Origin of the sequence: Bacillus sp. 7_6_55CFAA_CT2, from assembly GCF_000238655.1 — a bacterium.
Taxonomy (GTDB): domain Bacteria; phylum Bacillota; class Bacilli; order Bacillales; family Bacillaceae_G; genus Bacillus_A; species Bacillus_A cereus.
In genome coordinates this window covers 999,785-1,022,583 of the sequence record NZ_JH414709.1, presented here as the reverse complement: position 1 = coordinate 1,022,583, position 22,799 = coordinate 999,785, and the positions used below count along the sequence as shown (strand labels likewise).

Sequence of the window (22,799 nt, the reverse complement as noted above, 5' to 3'; positions counted from 1 at the left end):
ATTGGAATAATATTATTTGATATGTTGAAAGCATAAATAGCAGAATAAACATTACCTGTTTTAGTTCATGCAACTGAACAAATATGATGAAAACTATGTGTATAGTTTTTTGCTTGCTTTTTCAGTAACTCTAATGAAATCATGGTCTTCATTGTTTAAAGGCAGTATTTTTAACATTATTGCTATTCAGCATTAAGCACAAAAAAAGTAATATATAATATTATTATGTAAACTTAAGATTTTAAAAGGAAAATATAATAATTAATAGAACATGTAGAAGGAGATGCTTAAATATTTTGAAGGATGGGAGATTATTATGGAGCATTTACAATCAATAGCACAAGCTGTTATAAGTGGTGATAAGGAAAAAGTAGTGGAGTTTATAAAGGCGAGTCCAAGTATTGTTAACGAATGTAGTAAAGATGGCTGGACACCACTTCATTTAGCAGCTTATTTTGGACAGAAAGAAATAGCGAGTTTTCTTTTAGAAAGCGGTGCAGATATACATAGTAGAGCGAAAAACGAAAATGAAAATACACCTTTGCAAGTGGCAATTGCGAACAAGCAAAGTGAACTTGTCGCTTTCTTAATTGAAAAAGGATCAGATGTAAATATTATGCAAAGTGGTGGCTGGACAGGACTCCACGAAGCAGCATTATTAGGAAATGAAGAAATAATTATGTTGCTCCTTAAAAATGGAGCTAATAAGATGATTAAGAAAAATGATGGAAAAACAGCGTATGATATTACATTAGAAAAAGGATATAATCACCTTTTACATCATTTGAAACAGGAAGTGAACTTATGATGAATAAATGGAGTGTTGGTATATTTTTATTTAATGAAGTAGAAGTGTTAGACTTTGCAGGGCCATTTGAAGTTTTTTCTGTAACTGAGGTGAATGAAGAAAAAACATTTACTGTTTATACAGTTAGCGAGAATGGGGAAATGATTACAGCAAGGAATGGATTGAAGGTACAGCCAGATTATAGTATTGAAAATTTACCACCAGTGGATATTTTAATAATTCCGGGTGGGCTAGGTGCTAGAAAATATGAAATAAAAAATGAAATAGTAATAAAATGGATTCGCCAACAAATGAAAGAAGTAAAGCTGATGACTTCAGTTTGTACAGGAGCGCTATTACTGGCGAAAGCAGGTTTACTGGAAGGTTTAAAAGCAACAACACATTGGGCTAGTATTGAAAAGTTTAAAAATGAGTTTCAAAATGTTGAAGTTATAGAAAATGTAAAGTTTGTAGATGAAGGACATATTATAACATCTGCCGGAATTTCAGCTGGAATTAATATGGCATTTCATATTGTGAAAAACTTGTTAGGTATGCATGTTGCGAAGGACACAGCGAAGCGAATGGAGTATGATATTAGTTTGCCAAATTAAAAAGCCCGGATTGGGCTTTTTATATTGAATGAATATAGTTAAGCTCTTCATCACTCAAAATAGGGCGAACAGATGCATTTGCATTTTCTTGTGCTTGTGTTCCTGTTTTTGCACCAGGAATTACAACACTTACTGCCGGATGAGAGAGTACATAGCGAAGTGCAAGTTGCCCTAGGGTCTGATTTTTATTTGAGAGCAGCCGAAGTTTCTCTACGGTTTGTAAGTCTTCTTGAAACCAAGTTTCATTTGGCCAATCTTTGCGTAAATCTCCATCTGGAAAAATTGTTTTATTTGTGAATTTTCCAGTTAAAATGCCCATTTTTAATGGACCACGAATAACAGCTCCTAGATTTTTCTCTTGTAAGAATGGTAATATATCTTTTTCTGGTTTTCGATTTAATATATTGTAATCAAGTTGTACGATATCAATTTCGTTGTTGTTATTGAAATGATGAATGTATTGTAAATCATGAGTCGAAACACCGACTGCTCTTACTTTGCCATCACGTTTTAATATGTCAAATGCACGTAGAAATGCTTCTGTTTCTCTACGATTATGCCACCAAATATGACAAAAATAAAGATCAATATAATCTGTTTGAAGACGTTGTAAACTTGTTTCGAATACGGCGATGATTTTTTCGGGAGTATCATATACAGGAACTCTATTAGGGTCGTAGTGATGTCCGATTAAACCACCTTTCGTTGATAGGATAATATCATTACGATGTCCTTTAATCGCGGTAGCTATCAACTTTTCACTATGTCCTAAACCATACACATCCGCAGTATCAATAAAATTCACACCACACTCAATTGCTTTTTTTATAGCGGTTATAGATTGTTTATCGTTAACAGGTCCCCATTCATCACCACCGATTGCCCATGCGCCAAAACCTATTTCAGAAACAGTTATTCCAGTTTTACCTAATGTGCGGTAATGCATATTCCCCCTCCTTGTAAGCATGTTATAACATGGATATGTGGGGAAGGAATTTTGTGTGTGAAAAAACTCTTCTACAATAGTAGAAAAAGAATTACAGAAACTACTATTTTATAGCAGCATGTATAAAAAAAATCGGTGTAAATATGGAAATGTCGTCGAATGCTATCTTTAATTGGTTAATTTATGGGATATTTTTGTGAAGGAGTTTATTTTATAAGAATAGAATTTAGTTTAGTAAGAAAACGTGCCGATGGTAGTGAAAAATATGGGTTAGGGGGATTTGAATGAGGAAACTCGAGCGAGTAAATGTTCCTAATATACCAGAGCAATTATCACAACCTAGTGACAAGCGTAGGATAAATAAAAAGAAGTTAAGGCGACTTATTTTAATGGTCCTTTTTATTGCGGCAACTACTCTATATGTTCAATATATTTTAACGAAACAACAAGAAGTAATTGATAAAAAGAAAGATACGATTACGGATCAAAAGAAACAATTAGTATCTTTAAAGAAAGATAAAGATTCTTTAAAGACTAACATAGAAAATTTAACAGACGATGAGGAAGAAATTTTGAAGTTAGCGAGAAAAGAGTATCAATTTTCTAAGTCAAATGAAACTATATTTGTGATGCCAAAGTAATAAAAACAGTTAGCCATTGAACTGCACCCCCAATTGTTAGACACCGTCTAACAATTGGGGGTGCAGTTTTTTATGTATGAATGTCATGGTACAAGGAACAATCACATATTGTAGAAATGAAGAGTTTAAGCTATTTTCATAAATATGGAATATGCACTAAAATAAATGTTGTTAAAATTCTGTTAATTATATTATAATACAAGGTAAGCGGATACATTTTTTAATCAACGTTGAGTTCCTCGCTCATACGACTATTAAGAAACCCGTTATCCTCGTATAAGAAAGGAAGATAGCTGTGTACGCTTCAAATACAATTTATATCGTAGGGGATGCGAAAGCACCTCAAAATAATCCCATTACTGAAAAGTATAAAAGCTATTTCGTAGCATTTATACTTGTTAAGGATACAGGGGAAATTGTAGATGCAGACTGCTCAGCGACAATTGCATTAACATCTCAATTTGTTAAATATTTATTTCTACATAAAAATATAAATGACCCGGCGTTAGTAATGGAAGTAAAGAACCGATATTTCGGTTCTTCTCAAAAAGCGTTACTTGTAGCGCTAAAAGATGCACAGAAAAAATATAATCAGATTGCTGCTTTGTCTACTCAATCATAGACAAAATCCAGCCGTAAGAATCATTCTTATGGCTGGATTTTTTTATTTCACATTATCGTCCTACATCAAAAGTGAACGAAAACAAAGTAGAGAGATAGAAGAGTAAATGCCCAATAGGTTTACCTAATAATCCGTGGGTATAAATCTCCGGTGGATTAAAATTTCACTTCATTGGAGAATGAAAGGATGAACAAAATGAAAATTACAGATGTAAAAGTAAATCGTAGACGTGTAAAACTGCATAAACCGTTTAAAACCGCGCTTCGTACTGTAACAGAAATTGAAAGTATAGATGTTTATATTCATACAGACGAAGGAGTAATTGGTAAGGGGGCTGCAGCCGCAACGCCAGTTATTACGGGGGATTTCACCAGCGGAATGGAAGAAGCGATTTTAGGACCGATGCGTTCATGTTTAATTGGTCAAAATATCATTCAGTTTCAGCAGTTACTACAGGGTATTCAAATGAGTTGTATTGGAAATTCAAGTGCGAAAGCAGCGGTAGATATCGCTTTATATGATGTATATTGCCAATATCAAAATGTGCCGTTATATGCCTTGTTAGGCGGGAAGAAAGAAATTCATACCGATATTACAGTGAGTGTGGATGAGCCTGTATTAATGGCAAAAGAAGCGAAGAAACATGTAGAAAAAGGATTTCAAACATTAAAGATTAAAGTGGGTAAAGAGGCGCATTTAGATTTGGAACGTATTGAGGCAATTCGAAATGTGGTACCAAGAAATACGACATTACGTTTAGATGCGAATCAAGGTTGGAGTCCAAAAGAAGCGATCTCTATCATTCAAGAGATGGAAAATCGTAATTTAAATATAGAATTTATTGAACAACCAGTACACGCGAAAGATTGGGATGGGTTAAAGTACGTCAAAGATCGTGTGCAAACGCCAATTATGGCCGATGAAAGTATATTTTCAGCAAGTGATGCATTAAAGCTTGTTCAAGGAAGATACGCAGACTTAATTAATATTAAATTAATGAAATGTGGTGGCATACGTGAAGCATGGCGTATTGCAGATATCGCAGAAACGGCTGGTGTGAAGTGTATGGTGGGAAGCATGATGGAATCTTCACTTTCCGTTAGTGCTGTTGCACATTTAGCGGCAGCACATCCTAATATACATTATTTTGATCTTGATGCACCGCTTTGGTTAATGGAAGAGCCAGAAGGAATGACTTATTCTGGATCAAAGGTAAACCTTCAATCGACAGTGAATAGTAAGTCTTAGGAAAAGAGACTAGTAAATTATTTTTTTAAGGGGGATATATATGAAAAAAGTAGGAACTGCATTTTTAACAACTTTATTTATATTTTCATCGTTTACATCGGCAAATGCTGAAGAAAAGAAGGATAATAAAGCATTTATAGATGTATCTGCTGCAACGTTATGGACAGCACCTGATTCATTAAGGTCAATCGATACACCGAGTGCAACAAATCCAGTGGATCTATGGAAATGGACGAAATCAATGACACTTGACGAGAAACTATGGTTAACAAATGCAAATAAATTAGAAACACAAGCGTTACTCGGTCAAGAAGTAACCGTTATTGATAAGAAAGGCGAGTGGGTGAAGGTATTAGTGCATGGACAGCCAACACCACGAAATGAAGAAGGTTATCCGGGCTGGATGCCTGAAAAGCAATTAACATATAATCAAGAATTTGCAGATAAAACAAATGAACCTTTTGTGTTAATAACAAAGCCGACTGCGATTTTATATATAAATCCTTCTGAAAAACATAAATCACTTGAAGTCAGTTATAATACAAGACTGCCGCTATTAAGTGAAGACACAATTTCATACTGTGTATTGTTGCCAAATGGTCAGAAAGCATGGCTACGAAAAAATGATGGAACAGTTTACCGTTCTCAAACTGATATTCCAAAACCGACAGCTGATGATTTAATTAACACAGGGAAAATGTTTTTAGGTTTACCGTATATATGGGCTGGTACAAGTGGTTTTGGATTTGATTGCTCTGGCTTCACGCATACGATCTATAAATCGCACGGCATTACAATTCCGCGAGATTCTGGACCGCAATCAAGAGCAGGAGTTGCAGTTGATAAAGAAAATCTACAAAAGGGAGATTTAATTTTCTTTGCACATGATCAAGGGAAAGGTAGTGTCCATCACGTCGCAATGTATATTGGTGATGGCAATATGATTCACTCACCAAGAGCTGAAAGATCGGTAGAGATTATACCGCTAAATACACCAGGATATATAGAAGAATACGCTGGTGCTCGTCGTTACTTACCTTAAAAATAGAGGGGGTTTTTAAATGAAAAAAGTTGTTCGTTACTCATTAGTTAGTACTTTATTAGTTTCTTCATTTTTAGTTGGCTGCGCAAAAGAAAAAACTGCAACAAAGCCGAAAGATGAGAAGAAAGTATTACAGTTACTAGAAACGGGTGAAATTCCGTCGTTAAATTCAGGGAAAGTAACAGATGCAGTCTCGTTTAACGTTTTGAATAACGTAATGGAAGGACTATTTCGTCTATCGAAAAATGATGAAGAAATTGAAGCCGGCGCACAAAAATATGAAGTGAGTAAAGATGGAAAGACATATACATTCCAATTGCGTGATGCGAAATGGTCTAACGGAGATCCAGTAACCGCCCATGATTACGTATACGCTTGGAAGCAATTGATTAATCCAGATATAGCTTCTCAATATGCATACATTGCGTACGATGTAAAAAATGCTGAGAAGATAAATAAAAAACAACTAGGTCTAGATGAATTAGGAGTAAAAGCGAAGGATGATAAAACATTCGTCGTAGAGCTAGAACATCCTGTACCGTATTTTACGAAATTATTAATTTTACCATCCTTCTATCCAATTAACGAAAAATATGCGAAAGAGCAAGGTGATAAATATGGATTAGAAGCAAATAAAGCGGTATATAATGGACCGTTTACATTATCAGAGTGGAAGCATGAAGCTAGCTTTACAATGAAGAAAAACGATAAGTATTGGGATAAAAAAGAAGTGAAGTTAGATGAAGTAAACTATCAAATTGTAAAAGAAATTTCAACTGCGGTAAATTTATATGAAACAGATAAAGTTGATAGAGCTGTTATTTCTACAGAATTCGTAGATAAATATAAAAATAATAAAGAGCTAAAACAATATACAGATCCAGTTATGTACTTCTTCCGATTTAATGAAAATGTACCGATTCTTAAAAATAAAAATGCACGTCTTGCGCTAAGTACAGTTTTTGATAAGAAAGGACTCGCAGATTCATTTTTAAATGATGGATCGGTTGCAGCGAACTATTACGTACCAAAAGGATTTTTAAAGGGCCCAGATAAGAAAGATTTTAGAAGTACGTCTGGTGAGTTTAATAAGACAAATGTAAAACAGGCGAAGGAATATTGGGAGAAAGCAAAACAAGAGACAGGTACAAATGAAGTGACTTTAGAATTATTAAATTATGACTTAGAAAACTTTAAAAAAGTTGGAGAGTACATTAAAGAGCAGCTTGAGAAAAACTTACCAGGATTAAAAGTGAATGTGAAATTACAGCCGCATACGCAAAAATTAGCACTTGAGAAGAAGAAAGAATATGAAATGTCGTTATCACGCTGGTTACCAGATTATCCAGATCCAATGACTTACTTAGAAGTATTCCTTTCTGGAAGCAGTGTTAATAATACAGAATATGCAAATCCAGAATATGATGCATTAATTAAGAAGATTAAAACAGAATTAGGTAATGATGAAAAGGCTCGCTGGAAAGCAATGCAAGATGCTGAAAAAATGCTACTTGATGATGCAGTAATTGCACCGGTATTCCAGCGTGGATTATCTTACTTACAAAAACCATATGTGAAAGATTTATATGTACATCAATTTGGTCCAGCTACAAGTTTAAAATGGGCAGATTTACAAAAATAAAAGAATGGGGAAACAGACTTCACGTATGTGATAGTCTGTTTTTTCTTATTTAAAGTTAGAAAAATAGTTCATGGTATAATTTATTAGTCTGTAAACAGTATTTGGAGGGAAAATGATGTCTATGTTTGAAGAAGAGAAAGTAATTTATACAAAAAGATTATTTATGAGGAAACCAATTGTAGAAGATATTGATCAGTTTTATAACATATTAAAAAAAGATACTGTTGGCAAATGGCTGGCTAAATCAAGAGGAATGTCGAAGGAAGAAACAAATGATTATATTGGGCAACTTATCTTACATTGGGAACAGTATGACTTCGGGGTATGGTTGTTATTTAATAGTGAAACAGGAAAGCTTTTAGGACATTGTGGTTTAAGAAAGGTAGATGAAACAGGTGAAATAGAAATTATGTATCTTCTTGACCCAGAACATTGGAGGAATGGGTATGCATTAGAAGCAGCAGAGGCTTCCATTAAATATGCAATAGAGACTTTGAATGTAACAAGAATAATTGCTAGAGTTAAAGTAGCAAATGAGAGCTCGAAAAAACTTTTACGAAAGCTCGGGTTTATATATACTCATGAAGTTGATCATAGCGGGCGCTTATTATCATATTTTGAACTCCATACATCATCCAAAGAATTCTAGACATTTCATATATTTTTTCATTGTTAAAAAATAAAATTATTACTAAAATTCCAGTGTGAAATTTATGTAGAATCTTGTATAATTAACATGTTTCTATGGAAACATTTTCTTGCGCTATTTATATAGGGCTTAATAGAACAAGGAAGGAAATACATACATGTATATAATAGATAAATAGAATGGAACATGTATAGAGACAAAGGAGAGAAAAGATGACGTGTCAAAAACAAGGGTTACAATTTAATAACGATAGAAAGAGGGACAGAAGATGAAAATGAAGCATGCTTTTGGTCCTATAATTTTAGCGTGTGTGCTTTTTTTCATTATCATTCTAATCCCATCGAAAAGTTTAGTATCGCTTATTAGTGATAAGAAGGTAGAAGATGCGGCAACTTCTTTACAAAAAGAGAAATTACAAAGTGTTTTCTTACAGCAAAAAATGTTAGAGAATTCACAGTATTTACCGATGTACGGTTCATCAGAATTTTTACGAATGGATGCATATCATCCGTCTAATTATTTCAAAGTAAATCCAGCTGGTTTTACACCGTTTTTAATTGGAACTGGCGGTACACAAAGCTTAGCTCATATTTTAAATATGACATCTACTATGGATGAATTAGAAGGTAAAAAAGTAGTCTTTGTTCTTTCACCACAATGGTTTACAAAGACTGGTGTCTCACAAGGGGATTTCACTAATAATTTCTCCAAACAACAAGCATATCATTTTATTTTTAATGATGAGATAAATCCAGAAATGAAGAAGCAAATCGCGAAACGGCTATTAGATTATAAAGTTGTTCAAGAAGATGATATATTAAAAAATTCATTAGAAGGTATTGTATATAATGATACAAAACATAACATAAAAGCAGGTTTAGCTAAACCACTTGCTTATATGCATCGAAATATTTTAGATCATAGAGATTTATTTAACTCTTTATTTAAAATCGAACCGATGAAAGAGAAAACAAATATCGGACTTCGTTCAATTTCTTGGGAAGATGCACGTAAACACGCGGAACAAGAAGGGAAAGCTGAGTCTACTACAAATACATTCGGAATTGAAAATCCGTATTATCATAAGAATAATCTGAAGAAAAAACTAAAAGGTTTAAAAAACTTTAGAGCAAATGAAACATATGATGAATCACCAGAATATGATGATTTACAAATTATTTTAGATTTATTTAAAGAGAAAAATGTCAAACCACTCTTTATTTCTGTACCTGTAAATGGGCCTTGGTATGATTATACTGGATTCCCGAAAGAACGCCGTGAAGTGTATTATAAAAAAGTTCGAGAACAGGTTGAGAAAGCAGGATATCCAGTAGTTGATTTCTCTGGTCATGAATATGATAAGTATTTCTTAAAAGATACGATTCATTTGGGCTGGAAAGGTTGGATTTATTTTGATGAAGCAGTGCATAAATTTAATTCTGAGAAATAAAGTATAGAAATCGGAATGGCTATGAGCCGTTCCGATTTTTTTAGTATAGAGGATTTTGGTGAGGACAATTTGGGAATGCATGTATATCTTGAATCTGTCTATAATCATAATGTTTCATTGCGAACTGGGATTGATAAAGGTATTCATACACATATAATTGACCATCATGAGCTGAACATAATACACCAGAAGTTCCTTGCCCATTTATGAAGGAAATACCGATAGGGCGTCTGATTAAGTATGGTATTTTTTGCTGCCAATGCATAGGGGAATCACTCCTTTTTGAGATAATATACGAAAGAAATGATCAAACGGTTGCTTATCCATGTAAATGTAGATGGAAAGGTGTTATATAATTCCTGAAGATTAATATAAATAAAAAACCGCTATAATTCTGAATTTATAGCGGCTTTTTTATATTCTTAAGCAAGATTTTTACGCTTTTTTGTCCATTTTTTTATAACGAAGTATAAAAGTATAAGTACGACGCCACCAATTGCGAATGATTTCACATAAGGACCAGCAATATCGTTAATATTTTCCCAATTTTCACCTAGTTTTTCACCTAAATAAATGAAAATAATAGACCAAGGGATAATCGCAAGTGCTGTTAATGTAGTGAAACGTAGTAAAGGCATTTTTGTAATACCAGCAGGAATTGAAATCGCATGACGCACTACTGGAATGAAGCGTGCTGTAAAAATGACGCCAGTTCCGTAACGATTAAACCAATCTTCTGCAGCATCTATTTGTTTTTTATGTATGAAAATATATTTTCCATAACGTTCTAATATAGGGCGTCCGCCGTATCGTCCAAGCCAATAAATAAAGATTTGGGCAATAACACCGCCAATTGTACCGAATACAACTGCGCCTATAAATGAGATACTTCCATTGAATACTAAGTATCCTGCATAAGCAAGGACAATTTCACTTGGGATAATCTCAATCATAAGTCCAAGCATAATGCCCCAATAACCTAATCCTTCAAAAAACGTTAATACTGAATGAATAAAACTACTTAACATTGTTGCACCTTCTAGTTTATGAATTTTTGAGTATAAGAACCTTTTATTTAATTACGTAAAAGGTTCACTATATATAGATTATACCTTATTTACATAGGGGATTGCTATTTCAATTCTTTTATGTCTCTCATAAGTATTATAGTAAAGTATATAAGCTACGTTTTCATGAAGGGTTAATGAAAAGATTATTAAAAATTTCTCATATATCAATGATAATAGACTGAAAATTAAGTATAATGATATAGGTCTTTCATTTACAAAAATAGGAGGAGAACGTATGTATATTACAGATCCGATTTATGGACCAATCTCTATTCGTGATAGAGATATCCTTCGATTGATAGATACAAAAGCATTTCAAAGGTTGACGGATATTAAACAACAAGGACATACTTATTTTTTACATGAGAACGCAATACATACAAGAGAAGAACATTCGATAGGTGTATATGTGCTAGTAAATAAAGTGATAGAACATCTTACTGAGATTGGTGACATACATTTATCGAAATATGAACGAAAGCTAGTATCTACTGTAGCCCTTCTACACGATGTTGGACATGGGCCATATTCACATTGTTTTCAGCAAATATCGGGTGAAGATCATGGTGAGTGGACGGTACGAATCATTCAAGAGGACGAAGAAATACGTACGATTTTAAATCAAACACCTAGATTATTAGATGATGTAACGAAAGCTTTAACAGAAGATGGAGTTTTTCCAATTATAGATGAGCTCTTATTTAATTCATTAGGAATGGATCAATTAGATTTTTGGAATAGAGATTTATATTACTCGTCGCTTGAATTAGAAGGTTTACAGATAGAAGAATTGATTGCTAACATGCGTTTAATTGACGGTAAACTTGTTATTGAAGAATCGGGAATCCCCTTCATCGAACAATTAATGAAAATGAAAGAAGGGCTTTACAATAATGGATTTGGCCACCCGTTTGTGATAGGAAAAGACGTATTGCTGCAAACAATTTTTAAAATGATAGAGGAGAAAAATCTTTCGTTCTATACTCCTGGACTTCAAAACTTCTTTCATAAAGGAGAGAAGTTAGAAGTAGAAGACTTTCTTCTGTTACAAGATGAAATGATTTTAAATGAAATACAGTGCTTTGCAAAATCAGATGATGTTGAAATAGTATCTTTAATTCAACTTTATGTTTCACCAACTAAAAGTTTATCATTTCAAAAAGGAGTGGAGGGTGATTTTAAAAAGGAAAATAACAATTTAGCGATAATAACTGAGAAAAAGGCGTACAGTTCATATGCAGGTGGTATTTACGTCCATAGTGAGGGGCAGTTAGAGGACATTTTAGAGAAATCAAATTTCATTCAAGAGATAGTAAAATTGCCTAAAAAAGAATATGCCTATTCAATTTGATTTGGTTCGAAAATAAAAAATGAATGAGATGGAAACGTAAATTTAGAGGAGGGAATAAAATACATGAAACATAAAATTGCTGTACTGGCAGATGTACATGGAAATGCAACTGCTTTAGAAGCAGTTATCGAAGATTCTATGAAAGAAGGTGTGACTGATTATTGGTTTTTAGGAGATTTAATTATGCCTGGTCCTGGATCGAATGATTTGTTTGAAATATTAGAAAGTATTAACGTTGATACTTATGTACAAGGAAACTGGGAAGATAGTTTTCTTGACGTTCTTAATAAAAATATTGATATTGATAACGCAACTGATATTTATGTTTCTAGATTAGTTCAGTATCAATGTGAAAACCTGGATGAAAACTATATTAAGCATGTTAAAAATTTACCATTACATATAACAAAACAGGTTAATGATTTATCAATCAGTATTAGTCATAATCTACAAAATAAAAATTACGGAGGAGATTTGTGGCCCACTAATAATCAGGAACAGTTTGATCGGCTATTTGATCGTGATTATGATATTGCGATTTACGCTCATACCCACCATCAATTGTTGCGCTATAGTAGCAATGATCAATTAATTATTAACCCAGGAACAGTTGGACAACCTTTTTACAAGTGGAATAAGCTAAACTCTGACTTGCGTGCTCAGTATGCAATTCTTGAAATTGATGAGGCAGGGATTACTGATGTGAGGTTTAAAAAGGTTTTTTACGATGTAGAAAAGGAATATAAAAATGCCATGAATAAAAATCTTCCTTACATTGATTTATATCGTGAGCTGTTAGAGACAGGAAAAACTCATACGCATGATATTGAATTATTACAAGAAATTAATGACAAATATAATTATAAAGATGAAGTAATTAAGTTTATCGAGAAAATCTGATAGGAATTTAATAGAAAGAAATGAACATTGTTGAATGTTAGGTTAGTAATGATTTTTACATAATACATAATCAAGAGTTATTTTATAATGAAACTTAGATGTAAAATGATTTTTGTATTTTATATTGATTGAAAACAAGCATCCCCCCGTCCTAGGTATATGACGGGGGGATGCTTGTTTTTTTAAGGCTTCACATCTAAGTTCTGTAAAAATAAAGTTGCTGTTACGTAACGCTTTGCTAACATTTGTACATAAGCGGTATGTACAGAAAGGGTTGCAATGATAATAGCGTTACGAATTGCTTCGCGTTGTTCGTTATTAATTTGATCGAACTTGCTTGCAATTTTATCAGCTTTTTCTTTTACGATGTTTTCAATTGTATGAACTGTATCTGTTGCATTTAGTTGTAAGCAATTCCCTTGATTGAGTTCTTCAAATAGAGAAGAGTATGCTACATATAAATGAACAGGATTGATTAAATCATCACTTCGATCAGCTGGATCATTTACAATAAGGCGTAATAGCTTACGAATGGATTCAAAATCAAGTGCTGTTTTTAAATCTTCGACAATAAATAGTAAGGCTGCTTGTTCAATTGAATATTTTTTCCCTTTTTGAGGAGAGCCAATCATTTCTTTTATATCTCGTTTCACCCAGTTTTGCATAGCAGTTACAGAGAAACTTGTGTTTTCAATCTGATTGCCAAGCGCAACTATTTCATTTAAAGAAAAACCGACATCAGTATCGTCAATTTTAATCAGTTTTTCAAAAATAGGTGAAAGTGCGGTAGTAATAAAAGCTGTAACGCTTTGTCCGCTTTCAATATCTTTTTTATGTGACTTTGCCCAAGCTTCTTGTAAAATACCGAGAGGCTTTTTCGTATTCCATCCTCTTAGTGATAGAAGAAGGGTAGCCATTTCGTTTCGTGTGAGATGAAATGTTTCCATCTTTTCACCTCCAAAATAATAAAAAGTTCTTATGAACTTATAATATGTTTTGTTTCATTTAAAGTCAATTCTGTTTTGCTTAATTTTTCCTTTGTCACCAAACTGTTGAAAGTAAATAATACTTGCATATTTCGACAAAAGTTCATATAATAAGTTCATAAGAACCTTTAAAATGTTCTTAAAAACAAATCTATCATTCTGAATTTACTAGAAAGATAGATTTCACATATATCTATATAAAAGGAGAATGGATATAATATGTTGAAAAAACTTGTAGCAGTAATGACAGCATTCATGGTTATCTTTGGGGCTAGTAGCTTTATGTTCGTAGATCATGCAGCAGCGAAAAGTTACAAATCTGGTAAAAAATCATTTACACCAAGTTCAGGTCAAAAGTCAAAAGTGGATTTAAACAAAAAAGACTCAAATGTAAATTCTCAAAAAACGACTCCAGATTCAAAAACGAAAGCAACAAACACGGCACCAAAAAGTAATAAAGGAAGCTTTATGAAAGGTTTATTACTAGGTGGTCTTGGTGGTTTACTAATGGGTAGCTTATTTGCAAATATGGGAGCTCTTGGTTCTGTATTAGCGTTTATGGTAAATATGTTAGTAATGGCTGGTATCGTAATGTTAGCAGTTCGTGCATTTAAATACTTCAAAGACCAACGTAAGAAGAAGGCAGATGAAGTAGCATGGAAACAATAAAAATTTCTGAACAAGAGCTTATAAATGCGCTTTGTATATATATCGCTGAAAAAAGACAAGTGGGTCCAGAAGAAGTATTAGTTGAACTCATGTATGATGACGACTACGGTTTCTCTGCGGAAGTAGAGGTAAATGGTCGCCAGCAAATTTTAATTCAAGCAAACTTAATCGAAGCTTTACGCTTATTGCTTGACAGAGAATATAATGTCAATCCATTCGCAGCGAGATTACAACTTGAATTAGATGATGAAGAAGGCATTTACGCATTAGCGAAAATTAATAACTCAGATGAGTAGGGAAGAGAGCTGTTGAGAATAATCTCAGCAGCTCTTTTTAGTATGTGCATATGTAGATGAGTAATCACGCCAAATTTCATTCATCTTTCGTCTACCGATATCTACCATCGGATTAAACTGAATTGCAGCTTTCTGACGAACAAAGTGAACGTTTTGAATGGCGTGAGATAATTGTTGGTCGACTATATCACGTTTTTTGCTTGCATATTTAGCAATAGATAGACCTGCAACTGTTCCTTGCGCCATCGCAATTTTTCCGCTTTCAATGCCTGTAATATTGCCGGCTACAAATAAACCAGGAAGAGGGGTTTCCATTGTTTCGGAATGGAGAGGAACGTGTCCGCCTAATTCTGAAATGTAATGGAAGGGACAACCAGCTACAGCTGCAAGTTCGGCAAGTGGGTATAATCCTCCGGCAATACAAACAAAATCTGCTTCATATATTTTCTCTGATCCATTAATAACATTTCCTTTAGAGTCAATATTAGCAATACGTACACCTTTAACTTGATCTGTTCCGATAATTTCAAGAGCTGCTTTCCGAAGGTGAAGTGGCGTTCCGTTTATTTTCATTCCGTTGTTTGGATAGAATGTTAATCCAGCTTTTCGAATCCAATCAAATTTCATAAAGTGGCTACCTATTCGCAAGAAAGCAGAAGGAGCGAGGTGAGCTGCATTTAAAAGAGAGTTTAAAACTTCTTCAGGTTCACCAGCTTTTTGACTTAACTCGCTTTTCTCAGGGAGTACAATATGATCCACTGTAATTCCCGCTAATTGCAATTCACTTAAAATGGCGAAAGACAAAATGTTAGCACCAATAATAATTCCTTTTTTTCCTAACTTGCACGCGATGAACATTTGTCATAACTTGAGCTGCTCCAATTGACATCACTCCTGGAAGTGTCCAGCCAGGAAGGGGAATAGAATATTCCGCAGCTCCAGTAGCAAGTAGTACGAAAGGTGCTTCTAACGTACCGATATTAGTATGTACAAACCAATTGTTTTCATCTCTATCTAAATTATAGACCGAAACACCGCACCTGATATGTACTGAAAGTGATTCTGCTTCTTCATGAAGTCGCTTCGATTCTTTTATTCCGTTCCACCATTCTCCAGTAGGCTCTTGATGCAACTGTCCTAACAATCTCCCGCCTGGCTTCATAAATTCATCAATAACGAGCACTTTTAGTCCGAAACGAGCACAAGAAATAGAAGCAGATAATCCCGCTGGCCCTGCACCAATAATAATTACATCACTCATCGTTTTTTCACCATCTCTCTCACGATATTCGGATGCTGTTTCCCGCTTTCAACAATCATGTTTTCTTCTACAACAGTTAAGCATGCGCGTACATTTGTTTGATTATTTACTGTCATGCGGCATTCGGAACAGTGCCCGATATTACAATAAATACTTCGCGGTGTTCCGCTATCTTCATGAACTCTTAATGTCCGTATTCCATTTGCTAACAGGGCAGCAGCTATCGTTTCATGTTCATATGCTCCGTATTGATGACCGTTAAATTGAAAGGTAATACGCTCACTACTTTGTAAAGTACCTAAAATAGGGTGATGTGTAATTCTACTCATTTACTTTCACCTACCGATCCAAAAGTAACTGCACGTATTGGTGGTTGATATTTTAACGGTAGTTCATTAAGAGTTACGTCAGGATTCGCATTTTCAATCATTCGATCTATCATTATTCTGCATGTGCGACCACCGCAAAATCCCATGCCAGCACGTGTTCTTAGTTTTAATTCTCTTGCCGAGCAGTTATATTCAGCAATTGTCGATTGAAGTTGCCCATATGTAACCTCTTCACAACGACAAACGATTAAGTTGTTTTTATTTGTCATGTGTATTCCTCCTCTAGTTCGGTTTTCACAAATTATATATGCAAAAATCATGCCAATATAGAGGAGGGAGAGAGGGCTACCTGTAAACGCCTGATCGGTGCATACTGATTCTTTATTGAAGTCCAAGTTTCTTTAAACGGTTATATAAAGTAGCCCTTGTTACACCAAGTTGTTTTGCGCATTCTAATTTATTCCCATTTAAAATTCGTAAAGCCCTTTCAATAACTTTTTTCTCATGCTCATCCATCTCTTCTTGTAAAGAAAGGATTGTATTATTGTTGCTGAGTAATAGGGAATGGGCTGTATGGTTGTCTAAAGTTTCAGTCGTATGAAATGGTAAATATTCTTGTTTTATAATTCCGTCTGTTGCGAATACCACAAGCCGTTCAACAACATTTCGAAGTTCGCGAATATTACCTGGCCAATTGTAATGAAGCAGTTCATGCATAATGCTTGAAGGTAAGTCACGAATTGGTCTGTTATAGTTGATTGAAAAATCGTTTAAGAAAGAATAGGTTAATTCAATAATATCCTCGCGTCTTTCGCGCAGCGGTGGAATCTGCAAGCTAACTACATTTAAGCGGTAATATAAATCTTCTCGGAAAGTTCCTTTTCTCATTTCTTCTTGTAAATCACGATTTGTAGCAGCGATAATACGGAAATCAATATTAATTTCTTTTTCACCACCAACTCGGTAATACTTTCGCTCTTGCAGTACACGTAACAGTTTTACTTGCATATCAAGTGGCATTTCACCTATTTCATCAAGAAATAAAGTACCGCCTTGCGCGAGTTCAATTTTACCTTTTTTTCCTTTACTATTTGCTCCAGAAAACGCCCCACGCTCGTAACCGAATAATTCACTTTCAAATAATGCTTCTGGAATTGCCCCGCAGTTAATCGAAATGAAAGGCGCCTTCGCTGCTTCACTTGCTTCATGAATTGCTTTAGCAAATACTTCTTTTCCAACTCCGCTTTCCCCAAGTATTAAAACAGTTGATTTCACCGAACAAACTTTTCTAGCTAATTGTATCGTTCTTTGTATAACAGGACTTTTTCCATTCATCGCAAGGAATGGATCGGATTCATCTTTATACTTTGCCACTTCTTGTTCTAAACGGTGCATTTCATGTGACATATTAAATAGTTTTTCATTTAAAGCGACTTGATTTGTAACATCTGTTTCTGAAACGACTGCTCCTATAATTTCATCATTACAATAAACTGGATTTGAATTAATTAATACGAATAAATCGGGACGAGGCTGATGGAACTGAGCGACTATGCTTTTTCCATCATGTAAAGATTGTAAAATTTCCAAGTCTTTATAATCAAAAAAACGAGTAATCGGTTGCCCAATAATCTCATTATGGTTGACTGAAAATATTTTTTCAGCACCATCTGTCCAAGTTCGAACGCATTCTTTACTATCAATTACTGTAACAGAAGAGTCAGTTGTTTGTATTACAGTGTCATAAAATGACTGTAGTTCATTGTAGGACTTATAAAGAAATGGAATCATTTGCTGAGAAGTTATACAGCATATCGGCTCATCGTTTTCGTTAAGGATGATAACAGCTAATTCATAAGAAAAAGCGTCAATTAATGCAGTGAATGAGTCATCTACATAAATAATTGCGCAATTATATTCTTCTGTAGTAGAAGGGAGGTAATAAAACCTTTCGTTTATTTTCTTAATGCGATCAAGGCTACATGTATGATTGATTAAAACGCTTTCCAAAAATTCTTGTATAGTCGGAAATGAGAATTCCATAATGTCCTCCTGTTATGTATAAAAATTTTGACAGTGATAAAAAAATAATACACCTATTTACTATGAATTTAAAATATTTTTACAAATAAAAATATTATTTATAAAAATTGTATATGTACAGAATTGGCACGTCAATTGCATAAAAAGAAAGTGAGAGGGCTAGGAAAGGAGGAGTATATTGTGAGGCACTGCGACGTTTTAATTATAGGTGGTGGAATAATAGGGTGTTCTATCGCTTATTACACTTCAAAATACGGAAGAGACGTAACAATCATTGAAAAAGGGGAATTTGTCAGCGGGACGTCTTCACGGTGTGATGGGAATATTTTGGCCATTGATAAAGACCCGGGATTTGATAGTCAAATGTCTTTAGTAAGTCAAAAATTAGTAACTGATTTAAGTGAAGAATTAGAGCATTCATTTGAATATAGGGCACCAGGAAGTATTCTCGTATGTGAGTCAGACGAAGAGATGGAAGCTGCGCAGCAATGGGTAAATCGGCAAAAAGAAGCTGGATTACCGTTTCGAATGCTTGATAGGCAAGATATAAGGGAAGAGTCGCCTTTTTTTGCTGATGATTTATTAGGCGGTTTAGAATGTGCGACGGATTCAACTGTGAATCCATATCTCCTTGCTTTCTCGCTTCTGTCAGAGGCACAAAAGTTTGGCGCAAAAGCTTTTAAGCAGACGGAAGTAAAGAGTATGGAAATAGAGACGGATGGTTCATTTGTTGTAGAAACTACGAATGGAACTTTTACAGCACAACAAGTTGTAAATGCAGCGGGTGTGTGGGCTCCTAAGATTGGTCAGATGTTAAATGTAAATATACCAATTGAACCGAGAAAAGGGCATATTATTGTAGCATCAAGACAACAACACGTAGGGTGCCGTAAAGTAATGGAATTCGGTTATTTAATTTCTAAATTTGGCGGAAAACGAAAAGTAGATGCTTTAACTGAAAAATACGGGGTTGCGCTCGTATTTGAGCCTACTGAAAGTCAAAATTTCTTAATTGGAAGTAGCCGTGAATTTGTAGGGTTTCATACGAGAATAAACAATGAAGTCATTAAATGTATTGCAAATAGAGCGATTCGCTTTTATCCGAAAATGGCAGATATGATGGTAATTCGTTCTTACGCTGGTTTACGTCCGTGGACAGAAGATCATTTACCGATTATTTCACGAGTGGAACATATTCCAAATTATTTCATTGCCGCTGGGCATGAAGGGGATGGGATTAGTCTTGCAGCAGTTACTGGGAAAGTAATTGAAGAGTTATTAAATGAAAAAGAGACAATTATTCCTATTGAACCACTTCGTTTGAGTCGTTTTACAGAAAGGGTGTTAAACGGATGAAGTCACAAAGAGTCTTTACGACAATTGATACACATACGGGTGGGAATCCAACGAGGACATTAATTAGTGGACTTCCAAAGTTGATTGGAGAGACGATGGCAGAGAAGATGTTACATATGAAAAAGGAGTATGATTGGATTCGAAAATTGTTAATGAATGAACCGCGTGGTCATGATGTAATGTCAGGGGCATTATTAACAGACCCGTGTCATCCTGAGGCTGATATAGGTGTTATATACATAGAGACAGGTGGATATTTACCGATGTGTGGTCACGATACAATCGGTGTATGTACAGCGTTAGTTGAATCAGGTTTAATTCCGGTAGTTGAACCGATTACTTCTTTAAAACTAGATACACCGGCTGGCTTAGTTGAAGTAGATATTGCTGTTCAAGATGGAAAAGCAAAAGAAGTATCTTTCTGTAACATACCAGCTTTTTTATTAAAAAATATTACTGTACAAGTGAAAGACATTGGAACTATAGAAGCTGATATTGCGTATGGAGGGAATTTTTATGCCATTATTGATGCGAAATCAGTAGATCTAGAATTAGTACCAGAAAATGCATCTACAATCATCGATAAGGCGATTCATATAAGAAACACAATTAATGAGAAGTTTGAAATCACTCATCCAGAGTATTCGTTTATAAGAGGATTAACACATGTTGAATTTTATACAGATCCTACTCATGAATGTGCGCATGTGAAAAATACAGTTGTTGTACCACCAGGCGGAATAGATCGATCTCCATGCGGTACAGGAACATCTGCGAAGCTAGCTGTATTATACGCTCAGAAAGGAATCGAAATTGGTGAAGAGTTCATTCATGAGAGTATCGTTGGTTCTTTATTTAAAGGATATGTCATGAATACGACACATGTTGAAAATATTGAAGCTGTCATAACGAAAATTACGGGATCAGCTTGGCTTATGGGTATGCATAGATTTTTTTACAATGAAATGGATCCACTTAAAGAAGGATTTTTGCTAATTCCGCCGATGGAACATGAAACGGAGGATATAAAATGAACATTCAAAAAATGTATACAGCAGTAGACGTACATGTAAATGGCGAGGCATTTCGTGTAATGAAAGACGTACCATGCAAATACTACTACAGTTTGGAGCAATTAAATGAACAATTTTCGGGTGAATTAGCAGAAGAGATGAAGCTTTTATTAAATGAACCACGTGGTTTTATCGGTTTGAATGGGTGTATTGTCGTTCCATCTATCCATAATGAAGTGGATGCAGCTGTATTATTTTTTAATCATGAAGGTTCGGTTCCGCTTCATTATGGGGGCATTGTTGCGGTAATAACGATGTTACTCGAAAGTGGGTATTTAAAAAAGAGAGAGTCCAATCAATACAAAATTGAAACGTTATGTGGAATATTTTTAGTTCATGCGTATGTAGAGAATGATGAAGTTATATCGGTTTCGTTTGAAAGCAAACTATGCTATATGATTGAGAAAAATTTACAGGTTGGTAATGTAAGTTATTCTCTTATACAAGCAGATAAAGTATATGCAGTTGTAGAAAAAGGTGCGTATTCGCCAGAAATTCGCATGGAAAACATTTCTGAATTGAAAAGATGGGGAGAAGCTACACTGCAGGCTATACAAAAACAGTCGCTAATAAAAAGGCTTATTTTAGTAGATCCTTCGCAAAAAGAAAAGAACCATATAAAATCGATTACATTTCATGAAGATAACTTTATCGTACGTTCGCCAGGTTTTGTTTCTACTATTGTATCCTATGTTCATGCGTTATTTAAAAATGATTATATGGCGGATAAACCTTTTAAAAATGAAAGTATATTTAATAGTTTTATAACTGTGGAAAAAGTGAAGAAGGAGGAACTAGGATACATTTTCCGTTTTGAAAGTAGAGGATTTATTACAGGGATGCAGACGTTTCTATTAGACCCTACGGATCCATTTCCGGCAGGTTTCTTATTAAAATAAAATGTGATAAGGAGAGATAAATATGCAAAAAATTAAAGGGGCATTCCCAGTATTAATAACACCGATGGATGAATTTCAGGAAATTAATTGGGATGGGGTAAAGCAAAATGTAAATTACTTTATCGAACAAAACGTTGCAGGTATCATCATTAATGGAAGTACAGGAGAATTTGTAAGTTTATCAAAAGAAGAGCGATTTAAAATGGTAGAAACCGTTTTGAAAGAAATTGATGGCCGTATTCCAGTTATTGTTGGAACTGCTGCGGAAACGACGAAAGAAACAATTGAATATACGAAGCATGCAGAAGCACACGGAGCGGATTGTGCATTAATTATAAACTCTTACTATTGTAAACCGAAGGAAGAGGAGATTTATTTTCATTTTAAAGAAATCTCAAACTCTGTAAATATACCAATTATGTTATACAATAATCCATTTACTTCTGGTGTTGATATGAGTACAGAGCTAATGCTCCGTATTGGAAAAGAGTGTGAAAATGTTACACATATTAAAGAATCTAGCGGAGATATTCGAAAAGCGAGAGATTTAGTAAGACAAAGTGAAGGGGCTTTCCAAGTCTTCTGTGGTTCTGAAGATTTAGTTATGGAATCATATTTAGTTGGTGCCTCGGGATGGGTTTCAGTAGCAGGAAATATCGTTCCCGGTCTCGTTACAAAAATGTATGAGCATTTTCAAAATGGTGAATTAGAAAAGGCGTGGGAAATAAACGATGCTATTTTACCACTTTGCGAGTTTCTTGAAGGATCAGGGAAATATGTTCAAATCGTTAAACGTTCTATGGAATTACATGGGCAAGCGGGAGGACCTTCTCGCTATCCAAGACTAGGGTTAACTGTAGAAGAAGATCAAAAGCTTCAAACGATTTTATCAAATATTGCAGCTCATGCAGCTGTTTAAATAAGG

General features: G+C 34.5%; 24 protein-coding genes and 1 pseudogene. 17 read left to right on the top strand and 8 right to left on the bottom strand.

What is annotated here, in order from left to right; translation table 11 throughout:
- Positions 1-316 precede the first annotated feature (316 nt).
- Together HMPREF1014_RS14245 and HMPREF1014_RS14240 are read left to right on the top strand one after the other, a co-directional pair.
- Complete coding sequence (locus tag HMPREF1014_RS14245) at positions 317-808, top strand: ankyrin repeat domain-containing protein (protein ID WP_009327062.1); 492 nt, start codon at positions 317-319, stop codon at positions 806-808.
- Complete coding sequence (locus HMPREF1014_RS14240) at positions 805-1,401, top strand: DJ-1/PfpI family protein (RefSeq protein WP_000981431.1); 597 nt, start codon at positions 805-807, stop codon at positions 1,399-1,401. Before HMPREF1014_RS14245 ends, HMPREF1014_RS14240 begins: the two co-directional genes overlap by 4 nt.
- Before the next feature lie 19 nt (positions 1,402-1,420).
- On the opposite strand, the gene HMPREF1014_RS14235 is transcribed toward HMPREF1014_RS14240, so the two are convergent.
- Positions 1,421-2,347 carry an aldo/keto reductase gene (locus HMPREF1014_RS14235; protein ID WP_000559350.1) on the bottom strand — a complete coding sequence of 309 codons (927 nt, stop codon included), beginning with the start codon at positions 2,345-2,347 and terminating at the stop codon, positions 1,421-1,423.
- 284 nt (positions 2,348-2,631) lie between these two features.
- Here HMPREF1014_RS14235 and HMPREF1014_RS14230 point away from each other — a divergent pair, with 284 nt between their 5' ends.
- The 7 genes from HMPREF1014_RS14230 to dltD all read left to right on the top strand — a co-directional run bounded on the left by HMPREF1014_RS14230 (position 2,632) and on the right by dltD (position 9,641).
- Positions 2,632-2,988, top strand: coding sequence for an FtsB family cell division protein (locus HMPREF1014_RS14230; RefSeq protein WP_001228371.1), 357 nt, complete (start codon positions 2,632-2,634; stop codon positions 2,986-2,988).
- 295 nt (positions 2,989-3,283) lie between these two features.
- Positions 3,284-3,610, top strand: a complete 327-nt coding sequence (locus HMPREF1014_RS14225) for a DUF3870 domain-containing protein (RefSeq protein WP_000271318.1) — start codon at positions 3,284-3,286, stop codon at positions 3,608-3,610.
- A gap of 186 nt (positions 3,611-3,796) precedes the next feature.
- Positions 3,797-4,858 (top strand): dipeptide epimerase, encoded by a 1,062-nt coding sequence (locus HMPREF1014_RS14220; RefSeq protein WP_001038452.1) that lies wholly within the window; start codon positions 3,797-3,799, stop codon positions 4,856-4,858.
- Positions 4,859-4,898: 40 nt separating this feature from the next.
- Positions 4,899-5,900, top strand: coding sequence for a C40 family peptidase (locus HMPREF1014_RS14215; RefSeq protein ID WP_000755422.1), 1,002 nt, complete (start codon positions 4,899-4,901; stop codon positions 5,898-5,900).
- 19 nt (positions 5,901-5,919) lie between these two features.
- Positions 5,920-7,542, top strand: a complete 1,623-nt coding sequence (locus HMPREF1014_RS14210) for a peptide ABC transporter substrate-binding protein (RefSeq protein WP_000758252.1) — start codon at positions 5,920-5,922, stop codon at positions 7,540-7,542.
- A 115-nt stretch (positions 7,543-7,657) separates the two neighbouring features.
- Positions 7,658-8,191 carry a GNAT family N-acetyltransferase gene (locus HMPREF1014_RS14205; RefSeq protein WP_000061613.1) on the top strand — a complete coding sequence of 178 codons (534 nt, stop codon included), beginning with the start codon at positions 7,658-7,660 and terminating at the stop codon, positions 8,189-8,191.
- Positions 8,192-8,459: 268 nt separating this feature from the next.
- Positions 8,460-9,641, top strand: coding sequence for a D-alanyl-lipoteichoic acid biosynthesis protein DltD (dltD, locus tag HMPREF1014_RS14200; protein WP_000782299.1), 1,182 nt, complete (start codon positions 8,460-8,462; stop codon positions 9,639-9,641).
- Between the two features lie 40 nt (positions 9,642-9,681).
- Here the strand turns inward: dltD and HMPREF1014_RS14195 are convergent, their stop codons facing one another.
- Entirely contained in the window at positions 9,682-9,906 is a 225-nt protein-coding gene (locus tag HMPREF1014_RS14195; protein WP_000558699.1) for a hypothetical protein, read from the bottom strand.
- A gap of 157 nt (positions 9,907-10,063) precedes the next feature.
- Positions 10,064-10,669 carry an undecaprenyl phosphate transporter UptA gene (uptA, locus tag HMPREF1014_RS14190; RefSeq protein ID WP_000952913.1) on the bottom strand — a complete coding sequence of 202 codons (606 nt, stop codon included), beginning with the start codon at positions 10,667-10,669 and terminating at the stop codon, positions 10,064-10,066.
- A gap of 277 nt (positions 10,670-10,946) precedes the next feature.
- On the opposite strand from uptA, the gene HMPREF1014_RS14185 reads away from it, so the two are divergent.
- Both HMPREF1014_RS14185 and HMPREF1014_RS14180 read left to right on the top strand, forming a co-directional pair.
- Entirely contained in the window at positions 10,947-12,062 is a 1,116-nt protein-coding gene (locus tag HMPREF1014_RS14185; RefSeq protein ID WP_000275997.1) for an HD domain-containing protein, read from the top strand.
- 63 nt (positions 12,063-12,125) lie between these two features.
- Complete coding sequence (locus HMPREF1014_RS14180) at positions 12,126-12,962, top strand: metallophosphoesterase family protein (RefSeq protein WP_000680861.1); 837 nt, start codon at positions 12,126-12,128, stop codon at positions 12,960-12,962.
- A gap of 182 nt (positions 12,963-13,144) precedes the next feature.
- Here the strand turns inward: HMPREF1014_RS14180 and HMPREF1014_RS14175 are convergent, their stop codons facing one another.
- Positions 13,145-13,909: a DUF1836 domain-containing protein gene (locus HMPREF1014_RS14175; protein WP_000447231.1), complete on the bottom strand. Its 765-nt coding sequence runs from the start codon at positions 13,907-13,909 to the stop codon at positions 13,145-13,147.
- A gap of 258 nt (positions 13,910-14,167) precedes the next feature.
- Here HMPREF1014_RS14175 and HMPREF1014_RS14170 point away from each other — a divergent pair, with 258 nt between their 5' ends.
- Both HMPREF1014_RS14170 and HMPREF1014_RS14165 read left to right on the top strand, forming a co-directional pair.
- On the top strand, positions 14,168-14,617 hold the full coding sequence (locus HMPREF1014_RS14170) for a hypothetical protein (protein WP_000914478.1): 450 nt from the start codon (positions 14,168-14,170) through the stop codon (positions 14,615-14,617).
- On the top strand, positions 14,605-14,913 hold the full coding sequence (locus HMPREF1014_RS14165) for a YxcD family protein (RefSeq protein WP_000447748.1): 309 nt from the start codon (positions 14,605-14,607) through the stop codon (positions 14,911-14,913). Before HMPREF1014_RS14170 ends, HMPREF1014_RS14165 begins: the two co-directional genes overlap by 13 nt.
- A gap of 24 nt (positions 14,914-14,937) precedes the next feature.
- Here HMPREF1014_RS14165 and HMPREF1014_RS14160 read toward each other — a convergent pair.
- The 4 genes and pseudogenes from HMPREF1014_RS14160 to HMPREF1014_RS14145 form a co-directional block, all read right to left on the bottom strand.
- A pseudogene (locus HMPREF1014_RS14160) lies at positions 14,938-16,174 on the bottom strand (NAD(P)/FAD-dependent oxidoreductase).
- Complete coding sequence (locus HMPREF1014_RS14155) at positions 16,171-16,503, bottom strand: (2Fe-2S)-binding protein (RefSeq protein ID WP_000087068.1); 333 nt, start codon at positions 16,501-16,503, stop codon at positions 16,171-16,173. Before HMPREF1014_RS14155 ends, HMPREF1014_RS14160 begins: the two are co-directional and overlap by 4 nt.
- On the bottom strand, positions 16,500-16,772 hold the full coding sequence (locus HMPREF1014_RS14150) for a (2Fe-2S)-binding protein (RefSeq protein ID WP_000182619.1): 273 nt from the start codon (positions 16,770-16,772) through the stop codon (positions 16,500-16,502). Before HMPREF1014_RS14150 ends, HMPREF1014_RS14155 begins: the two co-directional genes overlap by 4 nt.
- Before the next feature lie 112 nt (positions 16,773-16,884).
- Positions 16,885-18,546 carry a sigma-54 interaction domain-containing protein gene (locus HMPREF1014_RS14145; RefSeq protein WP_000395824.1) on the bottom strand — a complete coding sequence of 554 codons (1,662 nt, stop codon included), beginning with the start codon at positions 18,544-18,546 and terminating at the stop codon, positions 16,885-16,887.
- Between the two features lie 180 nt (positions 18,547-18,726).
- Here HMPREF1014_RS14145 and HMPREF1014_RS14140 point away from each other — a divergent pair, with 180 nt between their 5' ends.
- From HMPREF1014_RS14140 to dapA, 4 genes are read left to right on the top strand one after another with little or no spacing between them, the layout of a single operon-like run.
- Entirely contained in the window at positions 18,727-19,902 is a 1,176-nt protein-coding gene (locus tag HMPREF1014_RS14140) for an NAD(P)/FAD-dependent oxidoreductase (RefSeq protein ID WP_001215260.1), read from the top strand.
- Positions 19,899-20,936: a proline racemase family protein gene (locus HMPREF1014_RS14135; RefSeq protein ID WP_000842050.1), complete on the top strand. Its 1,038-nt coding sequence runs from the start codon at positions 19,899-19,901 to the stop codon at positions 20,934-20,936. Before HMPREF1014_RS14140 ends, HMPREF1014_RS14135 begins: the two co-directional genes overlap by 4 nt.
- Positions 20,933-21,874 (top strand): proline racemase family protein, encoded by a 942-nt coding sequence (locus HMPREF1014_RS14130; protein WP_001025566.1) that lies wholly within the window; start codon positions 20,933-20,935, stop codon positions 21,872-21,874. The genes HMPREF1014_RS14135 and HMPREF1014_RS14130 overlap by 4 nt, the downstream gene beginning before the upstream one ends.
- Positions 21,875-21,896: 22 nt before the next feature.
- Positions 21,897-22,793 carry a 4-hydroxy-tetrahydrodipicolinate synthase gene (gene dapA / locus HMPREF1014_RS14125; RefSeq protein WP_001169465.1) on the top strand — a complete coding sequence of 299 codons (897 nt, stop codon included), beginning with the start codon at positions 21,897-21,899 and terminating at the stop codon, positions 22,791-22,793.
- The last annotated feature ends 6 nt before the right edge of the window (positions 22,794-22,799 follow it).

Coding starts and splice junctions, on each gene's coding strand:
- HMPREF1014_RS14245 (WP_009327062.1), top strand. CDS start 317: ATGGAGCATTTACAATCAATAGCACAAGCTGTTATAAGTGGTGATAAG.
- HMPREF1014_RS14240 (WP_000981431.1), top strand. CDS start 805: ATGATGAATAAATGGAGTGTTGGTATATTTTTATTTAATGAAGTAGAA.
- HMPREF1014_RS14235 (WP_000559350.1), bottom strand. CDS start 2,347: ATGCATTACCGCACATTAGGTAAAACTGGAATAACTGTTTCTGAAATA.
- HMPREF1014_RS14230 (WP_001228371.1), top strand. CDS start 2,632: ATGAGGAAACTCGAGCGAGTAAATGTTCCTAATATACCAGAGCAATTA.
- HMPREF1014_RS14220 (WP_001038452.1), top strand. CDS start 3,797: ATGAACAAAATGAAAATTACAGATGTAAAAGTAAATCGTAGACGTGTA.
- HMPREF1014_RS14215 (WP_000755422.1), top strand. CDS start 4,899: ATGAAAAAAGTAGGAACTGCATTTTTAACAACTTTATTTATATTTTCA.
- HMPREF1014_RS14210 (WP_000758252.1), top strand. CDS start 5,920: ATGAAAAAAGTTGTTCGTTACTCATTAGTTAGTACTTTATTAGTTTCT.
- HMPREF1014_RS14205 (WP_000061613.1), top strand. CDS start 7,658: ATGTCTATGTTTGAAGAAGAGAAAGTAATTTATACAAAAAGATTATTT.
- dltD (WP_000782299.1), top strand. CDS start 8,460: ATGAAAATGAAGCATGCTTTTGGTCCTATAATTTTAGCGTGTGTGCTT.
- HMPREF1014_RS14195 (WP_000558699.1), bottom strand. CDS start 9,906: ATGCATTGGCAGCAAAAAATACCATACTTAATCAGACGCCCTATCGGT.
- uptA (WP_000952913.1), bottom strand. CDS start 10,669: ATGTTAAGTAGTTTTATTCATTCAGTATTAACGTTTTTTGAAGGATTA.
- HMPREF1014_RS14185 (WP_000275997.1), top strand. CDS start 10,947: ATGTATATTACAGATCCGATTTATGGACCAATCTCTATTCGTGATAGA.
- HMPREF1014_RS14180 (WP_000680861.1), top strand. CDS start 12,126: ATGAAACATAAAATTGCTGTACTGGCAGATGTACATGGAAATGCAACT.
- HMPREF1014_RS14175 (WP_000447231.1), bottom strand. CDS start 13,909: ATGGAAACATTTCATCTCACACGAAACGAAATGGCTACCCTTCTTCTA.
- HMPREF1014_RS14170 (WP_000914478.1), top strand. CDS start 14,168: ATGTTGAAAAAACTTGTAGCAGTAATGACAGCATTCATGGTTATCTTT.
- HMPREF1014_RS14165 (WP_000447748.1), top strand. CDS start 14,605: ATGGAAACAATAAAAATTTCTGAACAAGAGCTTATAAATGCGCTTTGT.
- HMPREF1014_RS14155 (WP_000087068.1), bottom strand. CDS start 16,503: ATGAGTAGAATTACACATCACCCTATTTTAGGTACTTTACAAAGTAGT.
- HMPREF1014_RS14150 (WP_000182619.1), bottom strand. CDS start 16,772: ATGACAAATAAAAACAACTTAATCGTTTGTCGTTGTGAAGAGGTTACA.
- HMPREF1014_RS14145 (WP_000395824.1), bottom strand. CDS start 18,546: ATGGAATTCTCATTTCCGACTATACAAGAATTTTTGGAAAGCGTTTTA.
- HMPREF1014_RS14135 (WP_000842050.1), top strand. CDS start 19,899: ATGAAGTCACAAAGAGTCTTTACGACAATTGATACACATACGGGTGGG.
- HMPREF1014_RS14130 (WP_001025566.1), top strand. CDS start 20,933: ATGAACATTCAAAAAATGTATACAGCAGTAGACGTACATGTAAATGGC.
- dapA (WP_001169465.1), top strand. CDS start 21,897: ATGCAAAAAATTAAAGGGGCATTCCCAGTATTAATAACACCGATGGAT.